The organism is Microbacterium sp. NPDC077644 (genome assembly GCF_040702785.1).
In the GTDB taxonomy this organism is placed as follows: domain Bacteria; phylum Actinomycetota; class Actinomycetes; order Actinomycetales; family Microbacteriaceae; genus Microbacterium.
Genome location: NZ_JBFBME010000001.1, coordinates 632,548 through 649,297, shown reverse-complemented (window position 1 = coordinate 649,297; position 16,750 = coordinate 632,548). Strand labels below are relative to the sequence as shown.

The 16,750-nt window shown below is 69.5% G+C and carries 17 protein-coding genes; 9 read left to right on the top strand and 8 right to left on the bottom strand.

All coding sequences use genetic code 11. From position 1 onward, the window contains the following. Window positions 1-46: 46 nt before the first annotated feature. Window positions 47-754, bottom strand: coding sequence for a tyrosine-protein phosphatase (locus AB0269_RS03070; protein ID WP_366209715.1), 708 nt, complete (start codon window positions 752-754; stop codon window positions 47-49). Then, on the bottom strand, window positions 751-1,227 hold the full coding sequence (locus AB0269_RS03065) for a carboxymuconolactone decarboxylase family protein (protein WP_366209713.1): 477 nt from the start codon (window positions 1,225-1,227) through the stop codon (window positions 751-753). Before AB0269_RS03065 ends, AB0269_RS03070 begins: the two co-directional genes overlap by 4 nt. A 61-nt stretch (window positions 1,228-1,288) precedes the next feature. Between AB0269_RS03065 and AB0269_RS03060 the strand changes: the two genes are divergently transcribed. Beyond that, window positions 1,289-2,377, top strand: a complete 1,089-nt coding sequence (locus AB0269_RS03060) for an acyltransferase (RefSeq protein WP_366209711.1) — start codon at window positions 1,289-1,291, stop codon at window positions 2,375-2,377. On the opposite strand, the gene AB0269_RS03055 is transcribed toward AB0269_RS03060, so the two are convergent. Next, window positions 2,366-3,880 carry a glycosyltransferase gene (locus AB0269_RS03055; RefSeq protein ID WP_366209709.1) on the bottom strand — a complete coding sequence of 505 codons (1,515 nt, stop codon included), beginning with the start codon at window positions 3,878-3,880 and terminating at the stop codon, window positions 2,366-2,368. The two genes, AB0269_RS03060 and AB0269_RS03055, sit on opposite strands and share 12 nt — an antisense overlap. A gap of 162 nt (window positions 3,881-4,042) precedes the next feature. On the opposite strand from AB0269_RS03055, the gene AB0269_RS03050 reads away from it, so the two are divergent. From AB0269_RS03050 to AB0269_RS03025, 6 genes are all read left to right on the top strand, one after another. After that, on the top strand, window positions 4,043-4,972 hold the full coding sequence (locus tag AB0269_RS03050) for an alpha/beta hydrolase (RefSeq protein WP_366209707.1): 930 nt from the start codon (window positions 4,043-4,045) through the stop codon (window positions 4,970-4,972). Window positions 4,973-5,047: 75 nt separating this feature from the next. Next, on the top strand, window positions 5,048-6,565 hold the full coding sequence (locus AB0269_RS03045; RefSeq protein ID WP_366209705.1) for an ABC transporter substrate-binding protein: 1,518 nt from the start codon (window positions 5,048-5,050) through the stop codon (window positions 6,563-6,565). A 17-nt stretch (window positions 6,566-6,582) separates the two neighbouring features. Continuing rightward, complete coding sequence (locus AB0269_RS03040) at window positions 6,583-7,530, top strand: ABC transporter permease (RefSeq protein WP_366209703.1); 948 nt, start codon at window positions 6,583-6,585, stop codon at window positions 7,528-7,530. Beyond that, a complete protein-coding gene (locus AB0269_RS03035) occupies window positions 7,530-8,396 on the top strand; it encodes an ABC transporter permease (RefSeq protein ID WP_366209701.1) in 867 nt (288 codons plus the stop codon). Before AB0269_RS03040 ends, AB0269_RS03035 begins: the two co-directional genes overlap by 1 nt. Continuing rightward, window positions 8,393-9,184: an ABC transporter ATP-binding protein gene (locus AB0269_RS03030; protein ID WP_366209699.1), complete on the top strand. Its 792-nt coding sequence runs from the start codon at window positions 8,393-8,395 to the stop codon at window positions 9,182-9,184. Before AB0269_RS03035 ends, AB0269_RS03030 begins: the two co-directional genes overlap by 4 nt. Continuing rightward, window positions 9,181-9,966 carry an ATP-binding cassette domain-containing protein gene (locus AB0269_RS03025; RefSeq protein ID WP_366209697.1) on the top strand — a complete coding sequence of 262 codons (786 nt, stop codon included), beginning with the start codon at window positions 9,181-9,183 and terminating at the stop codon, window positions 9,964-9,966. The genes AB0269_RS03030 and AB0269_RS03025 overlap by 4 nt, the downstream gene beginning before the upstream one ends. Here AB0269_RS03025 and AB0269_RS03020 read toward each other — a convergent pair whose 3' ends face one another. The 3 genes from AB0269_RS03020 to AB0269_RS03010 are packed head-to-tail and all read right to left on the bottom strand — an operon-like array spanning window position 9,967 to window position 12,079. Then, the gene (locus tag AB0269_RS03020; protein WP_366209695.1) at window positions 9,967-10,563 is read right to left on the bottom strand and encodes an N-acetyltransferase family protein; all 597 of its coding nucleotides are present in this window, start codon (window positions 10,561-10,563) and stop codon (window positions 9,967-9,969) included. A 9-nt stretch (window positions 10,564-10,572) separates the two neighbouring features. After that, the gene (locus tag AB0269_RS03015) at window positions 10,573-11,274 is read right to left on the bottom strand and encodes a uracil-DNA glycosylase (RefSeq protein WP_366209693.1); all 702 of its coding nucleotides are present in this window, start codon (window positions 11,272-11,274) and stop codon (window positions 10,573-10,575) included. Between the two features lie 4 nt (window positions 11,275-11,278). Further along, the gene (locus tag AB0269_RS03010; RefSeq protein WP_366209691.1) at window positions 11,279-12,079 is read right to left on the bottom strand and encodes an SDR family oxidoreductase; all 801 of its coding nucleotides are present in this window, start codon (window positions 12,077-12,079) and stop codon (window positions 11,279-11,281) included. A gap of 146 nt (window positions 12,080-12,225) precedes the next feature. Between AB0269_RS03010 and AB0269_RS03005 the strand changes: the two genes are divergently transcribed. Both AB0269_RS03005 and AB0269_RS03000 read left to right on the top strand, forming a co-directional pair. Continuing rightward, entirely contained in the window at window positions 12,226-13,548 is a 1,323-nt protein-coding gene (locus AB0269_RS03005) for a bifunctional o-acetylhomoserine/o-acetylserine sulfhydrylase (protein ID WP_366209689.1), read from the top strand. Between the two features lie 141 nt (window positions 13,549-13,689). Further along, window positions 13,690-14,898, top strand: coding sequence for a homoserine O-acetyltransferase (locus tag AB0269_RS03000; protein ID WP_366209687.1), 1,209 nt, complete (start codon window positions 13,690-13,692; stop codon window positions 14,896-14,898). A 1-nt stretch (window position 14,899) separates the two neighbouring features. Here the strand turns inward: AB0269_RS03000 and AB0269_RS02995 are convergent, their stop codons facing one another. Further along, window positions 14,900-15,526, bottom strand: coding sequence for an NUDIX hydrolase (locus AB0269_RS02995; protein ID WP_366209685.1), 627 nt, complete (start codon window positions 15,524-15,526; stop codon window positions 14,900-14,902). 9 nt (window positions 15,527-15,535) lie between these two features. Continuing rightward, window positions 15,536-16,750, bottom strand: coding sequence for an MFS transporter (locus tag AB0269_RS02990; RefSeq protein WP_366209684.1), 1,215 nt, complete (start codon window positions 16,748-16,750; stop codon window positions 15,536-15,538).

Sequence of the window (16,750 nt, the reverse complement as noted above, 5' to 3'; positions counted from 1 at the left end):
AGCACTGATGAAGGGTTGCCTTACCTTGCTCGAATCCGGATCGTGCTCAGGACTCGACGAGCGCAGACCTCAGCGCGACGAGGTCGTCGTCGGCGATGCCGTGGGCACGCAGATAGTCGGCGGCCGATCCCCACCCACGGTCGATCTCATCGAGGATGCCGCGCATGACAGCGGCCGGCGACTGCGTCGCCAGGGCCACCGCGTTCTCGGCGTGCGGATGCTGCGCCCGGAGGAACTCCGTGATCCGACGGTTGCGCTCGGCCGGCAGCTGCGATGCCGTGAGCGCGTAATCCGCGACGACGGCGTCCCGATCCGCGTCGACAGCCGTCAGGGCGAGCGCGACCGTGACGCCGGTGCGGTCCTTGCCCACCGTGCAGTGCACCAGGGTGCGCTCCCCCGCCGCGATCACGCGGACGGCATCCGCCAGCCGCGCGCCGCTCTCGTCGATCAGGTGACGGTACATCTCCTCCAGACTCAGATCCTCGTCGAAGAACGACGCGACAGAGCCGAGGAACAGCGGCAGGTTCGTCGTGGGCACCGAACTGACCGCCGACGGCGCTTCGGCGACCTCCTGGCCATCGCGCAGGTCGACGATGTGCCCGACTCGGCGCTCGATCTCGGCGACGGCCGTCGGCTTCGCCGCGACGAGGCTGCCCGAGCGCAGCAGCATCCCCTCGCGGATGCGTCCGCGTGATGCCGGCATCCCGCCGACGTCACGGGCGTTGAACACGCCGGGGAGTTCGAGGAGCGTCACACCGGCGCCTGTGCTGCACGCGGCGGAACCGGATACCGACCCGCGATCACGATCCGGTTGAAGGCGTTGATCGACACGCACGCCCAGCTCAGCGCGGCGTACTCCTTCTCGGTCAGCACGCCGCCCACGCGGTCGTACACGTCGTCGGGGATGCCGTCCTCATGGATGAAGGTGAAGGCCTCGGCCAGTTCGAGGGCCGCACGCTCGCGCTCCGAGAACACGCCGCTCTCACGCCAGGTCGGGATCTGCACGATCGTGTCCGTATCGAGGCCGGCCTTCACCGCACGGTCGAGATGGACGCGCGCGCAGTAGGCGCAGCCGTTGAGCTGCGAGCAGTGGATCATCACGATCTCCTTGAGCCGATCGTCGATGCCGTTGTCTCGACAGATCTGACCGACGGTCCTGGCGAACTGATCCAGGGCCTCGTACGCGGCCGGTTCGGTCTTCGACAGGTGCACGCGCGTCTCGCTCATGCCCTCAGCTTAGGCTCAGACCCCGTCTCTAGCGTGGGTGCAGATGGCGAATACGCAACGCATGAGGAGTCTTGACGGAGTCCGCGGCGCAGCCGCGGCAGTGGTCCTCGTGTACCACTGCAGCCTCATCGCGATGCCGCATCTGGACGACGCCGTCGCCGCGTGGCTGACGCAGACGCCGGCGAAGATCCTGTTCGCCGGAACCGAGGCCGTGCTGGTGTTCTTCGTGCTGTCGGGCTTCGTCGTGGCGCTGCCGGTGCTGCGCGACGGCTTCAGCTGGTTGCGCTACTACCCCACGCGCATCCTGCGCCTCTACCTGCCGGTGTGGGCCTCCGTCGTCCTCGCCACCGGCCTCATCGCGCTGGTGCCCCGGGACCCTGCGACCATGCCCGATGACTCGTGGATGCAGAACACGCAGGCCGCGACGGTCACGTGGAGCTCGTTCTTCGACGAGGCCCTCCTGACGACGACGAGCTACGACATCAACAACGTCCTGTGGTCCTTGCGCTGGGAGCTCATCTTCTCGCTGGGCCTCCCGGTGTTCATCGGCGTCGCGATCGTCGTGCGCCGGCACGCCCTCATCGCGGCGATCGGATGCTGCCCGCTCACCGTTGCGGGGCGGATGATCGACGCAGAACCGCTCGTCTACCTTCCCGTCTTCCTGCTCGGCACGCTCATGGCGGTCCGGTTCGACGATCTGCTGGCGTGGGTGCGGCGCCCGCGGCACCCCGCCTTCTGGCCGACGTTCACCGGCGGCGCGCTCGCGCTGCTCATGGCGAGTTGGCTGACTCGACCGGTCGCCGCTCCTGACAGCCTCCTCGGCCGCACCATGTGGGGACTGGCCGGCATCGGCGCCGTACTGGTGATCGTCGCAACGCTGGGGTGGCCGCGGCTGCGCACGGCGCTCGAGGGGCGCGTTCCGCAGTGGCTGGGGCGCACGTCGTACAGCCTCTACCTCGTGCACGTTCCGGTCATAGCGACCCTCGCGTATCTGTGGGGCAACGACAGATGGCCGCTCGTGATGATCGTCGGCATCCCGACGAGCCTCGTCCTGGCCGCCGTGTTCCACCGCGTCGTGGAGGCGCCGTCCCAGCGCATCGCGCGGATGGCGGGCGGCGCCGTGCCGCGGCGGGCCCGCTCACGCATCTGAGACGAGCGGTCGCTCGGCGCGGCGGAGCAGGCGCCGCTTGATCCGGCCGGCGAGACGGCGGATGCGACGGGGACCGGGGCCTGACGCACGCCGCTTGCGCCGTCGCGCCCGTCGCATCTCACGCCCCCAGGCGCGCATGACGCTCCGGTCGTCGAACCGTGAAGCGCTCTCGCGGGCGCGGCGGCGCATCGCGGAGACGGCTGGCTGCGGCATCCTCTGGAGGTCGGCGATCCGATGCGCCATCGACCCGATGTCGCCCGGCGGGATGAGGAAGCCGTTGCGTCCGTCCTGGATCACATCCGATGGACCGTAGGGGATGTCGTACGCGATCGGAATGCAGCCGGCCGCCATGGCTTCGATGAGAGCGAGCGGAAGCCCCTCGGCCTTCGAGGTCAGGAGCATGAAGTCCGCGGATCCGAATGCCGCGCGCGCGTCGTCGGCGTGCCCCCGCAGGCGCACGCGATCCTGAACGCCCAGCGAGCGGATCGTCTTCTCCAGGAGCGGGCGCCGCTCCCCCTCGCCGAAGACATCCAGAGTGAGGTCGGCATCGTCAGAGGCCCGGGCGAGAGCCTTGATCGCGTGCGAGACCCGCTTGCGGACGATGAGCGAGGCGAGCATCACCCCGTGGCCTCTGCGCCTCCCGGAGGAAGCGCGCGACGGGCCCGACCCGTCGAACCCGTTGGGGATGACCGCGATGTTGTCATGCGAGCCCAGATCGCGCAGGAGGTCCTCGCGCTGCCGCGATGTGAGGACGATCACCGCGTCGAAGTCGTCGAGATGCTCGAGGACGGTGAGCCGCGTCGCACTCAGCTGCGAGCCGTCGGCGGATCGGTGGGACCCGTGCAGCACGTGCATCATCACGACGTTCGCCCGGCGGTACGTCCGCGCGAACCGGGCGACCGTCTTCGAGTCCACGATGACGAAGCTCTCCTGCGCACCGATGACGCGGTCCAGCCAGTGCCGGTACAGCGCCCAGACGCTCTCCCACCTGCGGACGGGTTCGCCGCGTCGGTCGTAGAGGACGAGGCTGCGCCCACGCGTGTCCGGGTCGCGACGGTCTGTCATCAGCAGAGTGCCGTCGGGCCGGAAGCGGTCCGTCGCGAGCACCTCACCGCCCGGATCCGCCTGCTGCTGCCGCACGAGCACGACACCGTCACGGCTCCCTTCGCACAGGCCTCGGGCCGGCTCGAGGGGCTCATGCCCCTGCACGGATGCTCCCGGGGGCGCGAGCTCCTCGTCGTGCTCGCGGAGCCATTCCCAGACGTTGAGGACGCGCATGCCGTCGACGAGATCGCCGGAGGCGCGCAGACGCTCGACGAGCTCGGGATAGTCCAGCCGGTCGTCGAAGGTCAGGATCTCCACCGGCCGCCCCGCGAGGCGCACGAATGCTCTCGACCGATGCAGGAGAGCGCTCGTCATGCCGCCGAACGCGTCGGGGATGCTCCAGCTGAGCACATAGTGCTTCCCGGAGCGGACGCACGAGGGAAGAATGGATGTGAGCACGGTGGACGAAACTAACAACCGCCCCTGTGAGCCGCCTTGATGCAGGAAATGCAATGTGCTCACAATTGCATTGCTGCATTGAGCATGACATGTACTCAAGACACCTTTTAACAAGGCACTCTGCTCCCCCGTTTCGCGCTGACCGGCGAATCGGAGCAGAATATGGGCGTGACGACCGAGAACAGCGAGTTCCACTACCTCCCGCTCCAGGCACAGGCCCTCGGCGCACCCGTTCCCCCCGTCGAACGCCTCACGCTCGACCTCCCCGACGGACGCCGGCTCAGCGCGCTCCGCTACGGCACCGGCGACCCGGTCGTCACGCTTCTCCACGGCGCGGGGCTCAACGCCCACACGTGGGACACCACCGTCCTGCGGCTGCAGCAGCCCGTTCTCGCCATCGACCTCGCCGGGCACGGCGACTCCGACTGGCGCGAGGACGCCGACTACTCCGCCGCCTCGCTCGCCCCCGACATCGCCCTCGCGCTCCGGGAATGGACCACGGCTGCTCAGGTCCTCGTCGGCCAGTCGCTCGGAGGGCTCACTGCGGCGGCCGTGGCATCCGCTCATCCCGACCTCGTCCGCGAACTGATCGTCGTCGACATCACCCCGGGAATCGACACCACCGCCGGCCCGGCGGTCCTCCGCGCCTTCTACGAAGGTCCCACCGACTTCGCGACCCGCGACGAACTCGTCGACCGGGCCATGTCGCTCGGCTTCGGCAGCACGCGTCCGGAGACCGAACGCGGGGTCTTCCTCAACACCCGCGTCCGTCCGGACGGACGGATCGAATGGAAGCACCACTTCGCCCACCTCGCGGCGAAGGCGCTGTCCGGTCCTTCTGGTGCCGCCGATGCCGCGCCGCAGCGCGCGATCCTCGACGCGCGCGGATGGGATGACCTCACCGGCACCAACGCACCGATCACGCTCGTCCGCGCTCTGCGCGGATTCGTCGGAGAGGACGACACCGCCGAGTTCGAGCGTCGCGTCCCCGGCGCACGCGTCGTTGAGCTCGGCGCGACCCACAATGTCCAGGAGACCGCCCCGGGAGAGCTCGCAGAGCTCATCAGGGCCGCGGTCGTCTCACCCGCCTGAACCGGCATCCTGCCCAGGCATCACCCCGAACCGGCGCACAGCGAACCCGCCGCCCGAGAGGACCCCGCGATCATCATGTCCCACCGCACCAGACGCCTCGCCGTAATATCGGCGCTCGCCGCCACCGCCGTCGTCCTCAGCGCCTGCACGGGCGCCTCGCCCGACCCTGTTCAGACCTCGAGCGGCACGCCCGATCCCGCAGCGACCCTCACCGTGGGCCTCGTGCTCGAGCCGACCAACCTCGACATCCGCCACACCAGCGGCGCAGCTCTCGAGCAGGTGCTCGTCGACAACATCTACGAGGGTCTCGTCTCGCGTGCGCAGGACAACTCGATCGAACCGCGCCTGGCATCGGGCTACGAGGTCTCGGACGACGGCCTGACCTACACGTTCACCCTCAACGAGGGCGTCACGTTCCACGACGGCTCGGCACTCACCTCCGCCGACGTCGTCGCGTCGTACGAGGCCGTGCAGGCCGACGAATCGCTGCAGGGCCACGCCGAGTTCGCCGCCGTCGACTCCATCGAGGCCCCCGACGACATGACCGTCGTCATCACCCTGACCGAGCCGAACCAGAACTTCCTGTTCTCGCTCACGGGCCCCGCCGGGCTCGTGTTCCGCAGCGGAGACAAGACCGATCTGCAGACCGCGGAGAACGGCACGGGGCCTTTCACCCTCCAGAACTGGAGCCGCGGCAGCAGCATCACCTTCGATCGTTTCGACGACTACTGGGGCGACTCGGCCGGCGTCGCCGAAGTCGTCTTCGAGTACATTCCGGACTTCACCGCAGGTGTGAACGCCGCGCTCGACGGCAGCCTCGACGTCCTCACTGCGGTGGACCCCAACCTCGCACCCGAACTGAAGAGCTCCGGAGAGTTCGCGCTGACGACCGGGCGCACCACCGACAAGGCGACCCTCGCGTTCAACAACGCCAAGGCGCCGCTCGACGACGTGCGCGTCCGCGAGGCGCTGCGCCTGGCCATCGACCACGAGGGCCTCATCGAAGCCGTCGGCGCGGGAGAGCCGCTGTACGGCCCGATCCCCGAGCTCGACCCCGGGTACGAGGACCTCTCGGACGTCGCCCCCTACGACCCCGAGAAGGCGAAGGAGCTGCTCTCGGAGGCCGGCCAGGAGGACCTGGAGCTCACGCTGACGATCCCGTCGTTCTACGGCACCACCGTCTCGCAGGTGCTGATCTCGGACTTCGCGAAGGTCGGCGTCACCCTCGAGGTCGACCCGGTCGAGTTCCCGACCTGGCTCGAGGACGTCTACACGAACAAGGACTACGACCTCAGCTTCGTCCTGCACGTCGAGCCCCGCGACTTCGGCAACTTCGCGAACCCGGACTACTACTTCGGCTACGACAATCCGGAGGTGCAGGACCTCTACACCCGCGCGCTGGCCGAGACCGATGCCGACGCCTCCGCCGAACTGCTCGCACAGGCGGCGCGCCTCGTGTCCGAGGACCACGCGGCGGACTGGCTCTACAACGGACAGACGATCACCGCCGTCCGCCCGACCGTCTCCGGCTTCCCGCAGGACTCGATCAACTCGCGCATCGACCTCGCCGGCGTCACCGTCGCCGCGGACTGACCGGCAGCTCGTCCCCCGTGATCCGATACGCGCTGACACGAGGAGTCCTGCTCATCGCAGGGCTCCTCGTGTCGAGCGTGCTCATCTTCCTGACCCTGCGCGTGTTCCCCGGTGACGTCGCGCAGCTGATCGCGGGTACGCAGGCACCACCGGCGACGGTCGAGGCTCTGCGCGAATCACTGGGGCTGAATCGCCCGCTGTTCGTCCAGTACACCGACTGGATCGGCGGCGTCCTGACCGGCGACCTCGGCACGTCGCAGCTGAGCGGAGCGTCCGTGGGCGCCGAGATCGCCGAGAAGGCGCAGGTCACCGTGCCCCTCGGCGTCATGGCACTGTTGATCGCTCTGCTGATCGCCGTGCCGTTCGGCATCGGCTCGGCGCTGCTGCGCGGACGCGCCGGCGGCACCGCCATCAGCGTCGCCGCTCAAGCCCTCGCCGCGGTGCCCGTGATCTGGGCCGGGATGATGCTCATCGTCGTGTTCGCGGTCTGGCTGGGCTGGCTGCCGGCGCAGGGCTTCCCGCGGGGCGGATGGGATCAGCCGTGGCAGGCCTTCCGCGCCCTGCTGCTGCCGGCACTGACCATCGGGATCGTCGAGGGCGCGATGCTGCTGCGGTTCGTGCGCAGCGCCACGCTGCAGGCGCGGGGGCAGGATTTCGTCCGGACGGCGGCGGCGAAGGGACTCACCCGCAACCGCGCTCTGATCCAGCACGGCATCCCCGCGGTCGGGCTGTCGATCGTCACGGTGCTCGGCCTGCAGGTGGCCGGGATCATCGTCGGCTCGGTCATCATCGAGCAGCTGTTCACGCTGCCGGGCATCGGGCGCATGCTCGTCGCGGACGTCGGAACGCGCGATCTCGTGAAGGTGCAGAGCGAGCTGCTCGTACTGACCGCTCTCGTGCTCGTGATCGGGTTCATCGTCGACCTCATCCACCACGTCGTCGACCCGAGGCAGAGGGAGTCATGATGCCCCGCTGGCTGCGACGCCTGTGGTCCGATGCCACCGGCCGCTTCGCGCTCATCGTCGTCGCGGCGATCGCGCTCACCGCGCTGGTGGCGCTGTTCTGGACGCCGTTCGACCCGCTCAGCGCCGATGTGCGAAATCGCTGGGCCGCGCCCAGCTGGCCGCACCTGCTCGGCACGGACGGCACCGGACGCGACATCCTGAGCCTGATCATGGCGGGAGCCCGCACGACCGTGTTCGTGAGCGTCGGCGCCGGTGTCGTCGCGACGTTCGTGGGGATCGCCCTCGCAGCCCTCGGGGCCCTGACCTTCCGCTGGATGCGCGAGACCGTCGCCGTCCTCGTCGACATCCTCATCGCCTTCCCCGTCCTCATCATCGCGATGATGATCTCGTCGGTGTGGGGCGGTTCGCTGTGGGTCGTCATCTGGGCGGTCGGGATCGGTTTCGGCGTCAACATCGCCCGGGTCACCCGCCCCGAGCTGCGTCGCGTCCAGCAGAGCGACTTCGTGCTTGCCGGCCGCGCAGCAGGTCTCACCCCGGTGCAGAACCTCGTCCGCCACCTGCTCCCCAACGTGGCGCCGGTGTTCATCGTGCAGCTGTCCTGGTCGATGGCCGTCGCCGTGCTCGCCGAGGCGGGTCTGTCGTATCTCGGTTTCGGAGCATCGGTGACCGAGCCGTCGTGGGGCATCCTGCTGTCGGACCTGCAGCGGTACATCAGCATCCATCCCCTCTCGGTGATCTGGCCGGGGCTCGCCATCACGGTCACCGTGCTCGCGCTGAATCTGCTCGGCGATGCGCTGCGCGAGGCGACCGACCCGACGCTGCGCCACCGTGCGGCTGAAGTCCACACACCGGCGGTGGTCGCATGAGTCTCGTCGTGCAGGACCTCGTCGTCGAGATCGACGGACGCCGGGTCGTCGACGGCGTCTCGTTCGAGGTTCCGGACGGCTCGCGGGTCGGATTGATCGGCGAATCCGGGTCGGGCAAGTCCATCACCGCCCTCGCGATCCTGGGGCTGCTTCCCGACGGCGCCACCGCGAGCGGAAGCATCCGCTGGGACGGCACGGAACTGCTCGGGATGCCGGACCGGGAGCTCGCCCGCTTCCGCGGCGACGACATCGGCATCGTGTTCCAGGAGCCGCGCACGGCCCTCAATCCGATCCGCACCGTCGGCCGCCAGATCTCCGAGTCCGTGCGCATCCACACCGCAGTCGGGCGGCGCGAGGCGCGCGCCCGCGCGATCGACGAGGCCGCCCGCGTGCACCTGCCCGATCCGGCATCCATCGTCGACAAGTACCCTCATCAGCTCTCCGGCGGGCAGCGCCAGCGCGTCGCGATCGCGATGGCGCTGGCGTGCCGGCCTCGGCTGCTCATCGCCGACGAGCCCACCACGGCGCTGGACGTGACGATCCAGGCCGAGATCCTCCGGCTCATGCTCTCGCTCACCTCCGAACACGGCATGTCGCTCGTGTTCATCACCCACGACCTGGCGGTCCTCGCACAGGTCGCGACGCATGGCGTCGTGCTCGAAGACGGCCGAGTGGTCGAATCCGCGCCGGTGCAGACCCTGCTCAGCGCCCCGACGTCGCCGATCACGCAGGGCCTGCTCCGCGATGCCACCGCGACGCTGTGGCGGCCGGAGGGCGGTGACGCATGAGCCTCATCGAAGCCCGCAGCCTGCGCCGTGACTTCCCCGTCCCCACGCGGTCGATCTTCGAACGCGCGGGCCACCAGACCGCTCTGCAGCCCACGGACCTCGACATCGAGGCGGGCGAGTCGATCGGCATCATCGGCGAGTCCGGGTCGGGCAAGTCCACGCTCATCCGTCTGCTGCTGGGCCTCGACCGGCCGACGGCGGGGACGGTGCGGATCGACGGACGAGGCGTGGATGCCGCAGCATCCGCCCGCTCGCTGCACTGGCTCCGCCGTGCCACCGGCCTGGTGTTCCAGGACCCGTACGCGTCCCTGGACCCGCGGATGAGCGCGGGTCAGATCATCGCCGAGCCGCTGCGTGCGCTCGACATCTCCGGCGACCGTCGCGCGCGCGTGCAGGAGGTGCTCGAACAGGTCGGGCTGGATCCGGACATGGCGAGCCGCTACCCGCACGAGTTCTCCGGCGGGCAGCGGCAGCGCGTGGCGATCGCGCGCGCGATCGTGCACCGGCCGCGCATCCTCGTCGGGGACGAACCGCTCTCCGCGCTCGATGTCACCGTGCGGGCGCAGATCCTCGGCGTGCTCGAGCATCTGCTGGAGACCGAGGATCTGACCCTGATCCTCGTGTCGCACGACATCGGCGTCGTGCAGAACCTGTGCGACACGGTCGCGGTGATGAAGGACGGCGCGATCGTCGAGCGCGGAACCACCCGCGACGTGCTGCTGAACCCGCAGCAGGACTACACGAAGAGGCTCCTCGCCGCGATCCCCGTCATCCCGGAGTAGTCACCGCCGGCGGCGCTGGGGCTTGAGGGTCCGCTGCAGATAGATCGTGCCGAGCGACCGGCCGAACTTGAAGCCGACCCTCCCCATCCGCCCGACCTCGACGAAGCCGGCCCGTTCGTGCAGCCGGACGGATGCCTCGGCTCCGCTGTCGCTGATGACGGCGACGACCTCGCGCAGGCCGATCTGCTCGCACGCCTCGATGAGCGCATGCAGCAGAACCGTGCCCAGCCCCTTGCCGCCGGCCCCGGGGCCGAGATAGATCGAATCCTCGACGGTGTAGCGGTAGGCGGACTTGCTCGCCCACGGCTGCACGAGCGCGTAGCCGATCACGGCGTTCGAGGGGGTTACCGCCACGAGGAATGGCAGCTTCAGCTTCGTGAGCAACGCGAACTTCTCGCGCCAGTAGCGGTGCGTCGACGCCTTCTCATCGAACGTCACGACGGAGTTGGCGACGTAATGGTTGTAGATCCCGCGGACGTCTGGCAGATCGCCGACGCGCGCGGGCCGGATGACGTAGCTGAAGGTGTCCGGCTCCGGCGGCGGCGCCTGCAGATGGCGCGGCAGCCGGCGACGCTGGTCGCCGGGTTCGAACTGCATGCGCTCAGCCTATAGTTCTCCGTCCACGCGCCAGTCCACAGGCTCCGCGCCCTGCTGCTCGAGGAGCGCATTGGCGCGCGAGAACGGCCTGGAGCCGAAGAAGCCGCGGCGTGCGGACAGCGGCGACGGGTGCGCCGAGGCGATCACGGGCGTCTCGCCGAGAAGCGGCTGGAGGTTCGCGGCATCCCTCCCCCACAGGATCGCCACGAGCGGCCGGTCGCGCGCGACGAGCGCGCGGATCGCGAGTTCGGTGGCCTGCTCCCACCCCCAGCCGCGATGGGATGCCGGCGCGCCCGGCCGCACCGTGAGCACGCGGTTCAGCAGCAGCACCCCCTGCTCGCTCCATGCGGTGAGGTCGCCGTGCGGCGCCGGCGGGATGCCGAGATCGCTCTCGCGCTCGGCGTAGATGTTCGTCAGGCTGCGCGGCAGGGGGCGCACATCGCTGTTCACGGCGAACGACAGCCCGATCGGATGTCCGGGCGTCGGATAGGGATCCTGCCCGGTGATCAGGACCCGTACCTCGGCGAGCGGACGCTGGAAAGCACGCAGGACGTGCGCGCCGTCGGGCAGATATCCGACGCCGCTCGCCTGCTCGGCGCGGAGCCTGTCCCCCAGCATCCGGATCGTGTCGGCAGCGGGAGCGAGAGCCTGCGCCCACCCCGCGTCGATCAGTCCCTCATCGACGAGCTGGGTCAGCGGCCGCCCCGGCACCGCCTCAGTCCTCCAGGTCGGGGCGCACGCGCAGCGCACCGCGGGCCAGCAGGTGCTGCGCGGACTGGGCGACGGGCCGCATCGTGATGAGGTCGAGGTTGACGTGCCCCGGAGCATCCAGCGCGTAGCCGATGACGTCCGCGACGTCGCGGGCGGTCAGCGGCGCCTCGACCCCCGCGTAGACCGCGTCGGCCGCGACCTGGTCGCCGCCGAGCCGATTCAATGTGAACTCCTCGGTGCGCACGAGCCCCGGCGCGACCTCGACGACGCGGATGGGCTCGCCGTTGAGCTCCTGACGCAGCGCCTTGACGAGCATGGACTCCGCGGCCTTCGCGGCGTTGTAGCCCCCGCCGCCCGGGTAGGCGACCTGCGCCGCGGTCGAGGTCACGAAGACGGCGTCGGCATGCCCGTCGGATGCCGCGGCGCGACGCAGCATGGGAAGGATGCCGGCGACCAGCCGCTGCGTCGCCAGCACGTTCACGTCGTACATCCACTGCCAGTCCTCTGTGCTGCCGGCCTCGACGCTGTCCGTCCCGCGTGCACCGCCGGCGACCTGCACCAGCGCGTGGACAGGGCCTGCCGCATCGATCTCGGCGAGCAGCGCGGTCACGGCATCCGGATCGGTGAGGTCGCACGCGATCGCCGACGCGCCGGTCTCCTGCGCGAGCGCGTGCAGGCGGTCCGCCCGACGGGCGACGCCGACGACGTCCCAGCCACGATCGCGGAGGTCCCGCACGGTCGCCTCGCCGATGCCCGAGCTCGCACCCGTCACCACTGCACGTCTGGTCACTGCCTGTTCAGCCATGCCTCCACCGTACGACTTTTCCGCGCGATCACGCGGATCGTGGATGTTACGTAACATTTCCCGCGCGTTGTCGGGTCGGCGTGCGTTCCGTAGTGTCGCATCAAAGGCATCCGCCACTGTTTTCGAACCAGCCGAGGAGGCACACAATGTCCGCACCCGAGACCTGGCGTTTCGAGACCAAGCAGATCCACTCGGGCGCCGCCCCCGACCCGGTCACCAAGGCCCGCGCGACGCCGATCTACCAGACCACCTCGTACGTGTTCGACAACGCCGACCACGCGGCGAACCTGTTCGCGCTCGCCGAATTCGGCAACATCTACACCCGCATCCAGAACCCCACGCAGGACGTCCTCGAGCAGCGCCTCGCGGCGCTCGAAGGCGGTACCGGGGCTCTCGTGCTCTCCAGCGGCCAGGCCGCGTCGACTTTCGCCGTCCTGAACATCGCGCAGGCCGGCGATCACTTCGTCTCGTCGAGCTCGATCTACGGCGGCACGTACAACCTCTTCAAGTACACGCTCGCCAAGCTCGGCGTCGAGGTGACGTTCGTCGAGAACCAGGACGACATCGAGGAGTGGCGCGCCGCCGTCCGCCCGAACACGAAGCTGTTCTTCGCCGAGACGATCGGCAACCCGAAGATCAACGTGCTCGACATCCGCGGTATCGCCGACGTCGCACACGAGAACGGCATCCCGCTGATCGTCGACAACACGATCGCGACGCCCTACCTCATCCGTCCGTTCGAGCACGGCGCCGACATCGTCGTGCACTCCGTCACCAAGTTCCTCGGCGGTCACGGCACCACCATCGGCGGAGCGATCGTCGACGGCGGGACCTTCGCGTGGTCGGAGCACGCCGAGAAGTTCCCCGAGCTGACCCAGCCCGACCCGTCGTACCACGGGGCTGTCTACACCGCAGCGGTCGGCGACGCTCTCGCGTACATCATCAAGGCGCGCGTGCAGCTGCTGCGCGACCTCGGCTCGGCGATCGCACCGCAGAGCGCGTGGAACCTCATCCAGGGCATCGAGACGCTGTCGCTGCGCATCGAGCGCCACGTGCAGAACGCGCAGGAGATCGCGGAGTGGCTCGAGAACCACGCCGACGTCGCCTCGGTCAACTACTCGGGCCTGCCCTCGTCGCCGTGGTACGCCAAGGCGAACGAGTACGCGCCCAAGGGCGTCGGCGCCGTGCTGTCGTTCGAGCTCAAGGGTGGAGTGGAGGCCGGTCGCGAGTTCGTGAACTCGCTGTCGCTGTTCAGCCACCTCGCCAACATCGGCGATGTGCGCTCGCTCGTGATCCACCCGGCATCCACGACGCACTCCCAGCTCACCCCGGAGCAGCAGCTCACCTCCGGTGTCACACCGGGTCTGGTGCGTCTGTCGGTGGGGCTCGAGAACATCGACGACCTCAAGGCCGACCTCGAGGGCGCCCTGGCCGCCGCTCGCCGTGTCTCGGAGGCCGCCCGCGCCTGAGCATCCACTCGCAGAAACGCACGAATCTCGCAGACTTTCTCTTGAACTCTGCGAGATTCGTGCGTTTCTGCGTTTTCCGCCCGCGTGACGGGCACGCGTAACGTTCGCCCGCGGGCGGGCACGAGCCGAGAGAATGGATGCATGGACTGGCAGAGCACGTCGGAGGACACGGTGCCGTCGGCGCGCGTCACCGACGACGACGCCCGTCTGCTCCGTGCGCGCCCTCCCGTCACCGGGGCCTGGCGCGACGGCGACCCCGTAGGCCAGAGGCGCTTCGCCGCGTTCGGCGCCTTCCGGACCGAGAGCGGGCAGGAGCTGCCCGGCATCCGCGTCGCCTACGAGTCATGGGGCGAGCTCAACGCCGCCCGCGACAACGCGATCCTCGTGCTGCACGCCCTCACCGGCGACAGCCACGTCCGCGGCGACGCAGGGCCGGGGCATCCCACCGACGGCTGGTGGCAGGACATCGTCGGTCCCGGCGCACCGCTGGACACCGACCGATGGTTCGTCATCGCCCCGAACATGCTCGGCGGATGCCAGGGCTCGACCGGGCCCGCCAGCGTCGCCCCCGACGGCTACGAGTGGGCCTCCCGCTTCCCGTACCTGACGATCCGCGACCAGGTCGCAGCGCAGGTCCGGCTCGCCGATACGCTCGGCATCGATCGCTGGGCGGCCGTCGTCGGCGGCTCCATGGGCGGGATGCACGCCCTGGAGTGGGGCGTCTCGCACCCCGAGCGCGTGGAGCGGATCGCCGTGCTCTCCTCTCCCCCGGTGAACACCGCCGACCAGATCGCGTTGAACTCCGTTCAGCTCGAGGCGATCCGCATCGACCCGCGCTTCCAGGGCGGCGAGTACTACGACCAGAGCACGGGCGAGGGCCCGCACCGCGGTCTCGCGCTCGCCCGCCGCATGGCACTGCTCAACTACCGCAGTCCGATCGAGTTGAACCAGCGCTTCCAGCGCTCCTGGCAGTCCGAGGTCTCACCTCTCGGCAGGGGCGGCCGGTTCGCCGTCGAGTCCTACCTCGACTTCCACGGCAACAAGTTCACGCGCCGCTTCGATGCCAACAGCTACCTGACGCTCGTCGAGGCGATGAACTCGCACGACGTCGGACGCGGTCGCGGCGGTGTCGAGAGCGCATTGCAGTCGGTCACCGCGACCACGCTGGTCCTCGGCATCGACACCGACCGGCTGTTCCCCGTCGACGGTCAGCACCGCATCGCGCGCAGCATCCCGAACACGCTCGACGGCAACGAGGCAGTGGTCCTCAACAGCGATTTCGGGCACGACGGCTTCCTCATCGAGACGGATGCCGTGGGTCGTCAGCTCCGACGCCTGCTCGCCGCCTGATTCAGTCGCGGGTGTAGATCCAGGGCAGGGAGGACGTGTCCAGCCGGTGTCGCCCTGCGCCGCCCGCCGGATGCTCCGAATCCCCCTCCCACACGAAGACGCCTCCGCCCAGCAGCACGGTCGTGTAGTGCTCCGGTGCGGATGCCGCGGCCACGGCATCGTCCACCGAGGATCGAGCGGCCAGCCGGCGCAGCGTGATCCACGTCGGCGGGTAGAGCACCATGTCGCCGTCGGCGTGACGACGGAGGGCGTCGGCGGGAGCGATCCACTGCACGTCGACCACCTCGTCGGGCGCGGCATGCACGACGGCATCCGGGGCCTGGGCGAGGAAGAACCAGGTCCGCACCCGCTTGGGCGCCTCGACCGGCGGCACCCAGCACGACAGCGCCGTCAGGTGCTCCGGCCGGACACCGACCTCCTCCTCGCACTCCCTGGCGGCTGCGCGCTCCGCGGTCTGCACCTCGGTCACGGCGCCCTCGGCGTCCGTCTCCTCCGTCACACCGCCGGGGAACACCCAGGCGCCGGCGAACGAGCCGCGTTCGGGACGCCGCATGAGGAGCGTCTGGAGTCCCGCTCCCGTCGAACGCAGCAGCACGGTCGTGCCGCCGACGAGCAGGGTCTCATCCATGCCGCCAGCCTACGCGGCCAGGGCCACCCGCTCCGCCCGATAGGCGATGGTCAGGATGCCGAGGCCGACGAGCGCGAGAACGGCTCCCGTCCACGCCGGGGCGGTGAAGCCCCAGCCCAGCCCGATGACGGTTCCGCCCAGGAAGGCGCCGAGGCTGTTGCCGATGTTGAGGGCGGAGTGGTTCATGGCCGCTGCGATCGACTGGTTGTCGCCGGCGACGTCCATGAGGCGGGTCTGGATCGCCGGGCTCAGCACGGAGGACACGAGCCCCATCCCGAACGCGAGCACGGCGAGCACCACGATCTGGAACGACAGCAGCGCCAGCAGCACGAGCACGACCACCATGGCGCCCATGCCGAACACGAGCGTCCGCCGAAGATCCCGGTCGGCCATGTAGCCGCCGAGCAGGTTGCCGACCGTCATGCCGAGACCGACGATCACGAGCACGATCGGCACCGCCCACTCCGGTGATCCGGCGACGTCCGTGACGAGCGGTGCTATGAAGCTGTACACGGCGAAGAAGCCGCCGAAGCCGATCGCCCCGATCCCCAGCGTCAGCCACACCTGTCCGACCCGGAACACGCCGAGCTCGGAGCGCAGCGTGCGCCCCGGCTCACCCGGATGCTTCGGAACGAACGCGGCGATGCTCACGGCGGCGAGAGCGAAGACCACGGCCACGACGAGGAACGCCGTCCGCCAACCCCACTGCTGACCGAGGAAGGTGCCCAGCGGCACTCCGACGACATTCGCGACGGTGAGACCCGTGAGGATGAACGCGACGCCCTGCGCACGCTTCCCCGGGCCGAGGACGTCGGCGGCGACGAGCGCCCCGATGCCGAAGTAGGCGCCATGCGGAAGTCCGGCGAGCAGTCGCGAGGCGCCGACGAGCCCGAAGGTGGGCATGAAGACGGTGAGGGCGTTGAACACGGTCAGGGCGATGGCGAGACCGAGCATGACACGATGCCGCGGGAACCGCGCGACCACCCCTGCGATCGTCGGCGCGCCGATGACCACGCCGAGCGCGTAGAGCGACACGAGCACGCCGCTCTGGCCGATCGCCTCTTCGGAGGAGAGGGCCCACTGCACCGGCAGCAGGTCCTGGGCGATGTTCGGCAGGAGCCCCATGACGACGAACTCGGTCATGCCGATGCCGAAGGAGCCGATGGCGAGAGAGAGGAGCGCCATCATCGCCGCACCCCTCGAAACAGTCGAGGAGTGAGTCAC

Coding starts and splice junctions, on each gene's coding strand:
- AB0269_RS03030 (WP_366209699.1), top strand. CDS start 8,393: ATGAGTCTCGTCGTGCAGGACCTCGTCGTCGAGATCGACGGACGCCGG.
- AB0269_RS03025 (WP_366209697.1), top strand. CDS start 9,181: ATGAGCCTCATCGAAGCCCGCAGCCTGCGCCGTGACTTCCCCGTCCCC.
- AB0269_RS03065 (WP_366209713.1), bottom strand. CDS start 1,227: ATGAGCGAGACGCGCGTGCACCTGTCGAAGACCGAACCGGCCGCGTAC.
- AB0269_RS03005 (WP_366209689.1), top strand. CDS start 12,226: ATGTCCGCACCCGAGACCTGGCGTTTCGAGACCAAGCAGATCCACTCG.
- AB0269_RS03010 (WP_366209691.1), bottom strand. CDS start 12,079: ATGGCTGAACAGGCAGTGACCAGACGTGCAGTGGTGACGGGTGCGAGC.
- AB0269_RS03060 (WP_366209711.1), top strand. CDS start 1,289: ATGAGGAGTCTTGACGGAGTCCGCGGCGCAGCCGCGGCAGTGGTCCTC.
- AB0269_RS03045 (WP_366209705.1), top strand. CDS start 5,048: ATGTCCCACCGCACCAGACGCCTCGCCGTAATATCGGCGCTCGCCGCC.
- AB0269_RS03050 (WP_366209707.1), top strand. CDS start 4,043: ATGGGCGTGACGACCGAGAACAGCGAGTTCCACTACCTCCCGCTCCAG.
- AB0269_RS03035 (WP_366209701.1), top strand. CDS start 7,530: ATGCCCCGCTGGCTGCGACGCCTGTGGTCCGATGCCACCGGCCGCTTC.
- AB0269_RS03000 (WP_366209687.1), top strand. CDS start 13,690: ATGGACTGGCAGAGCACGTCGGAGGACACGGTGCCGTCGGCGCGCGTC.
- AB0269_RS02995 (WP_366209685.1), bottom strand. CDS start 15,526: ATGGATGAGACCCTGCTCGTCGGCGGCACGACCGTGCTGCTGCGTTCG.
- AB0269_RS03020 (WP_366209695.1), bottom strand. CDS start 10,563: ATGCAGTTCGAACCCGGCGACCAGCGTCGCCGGCTGCCGCGCCATCTG.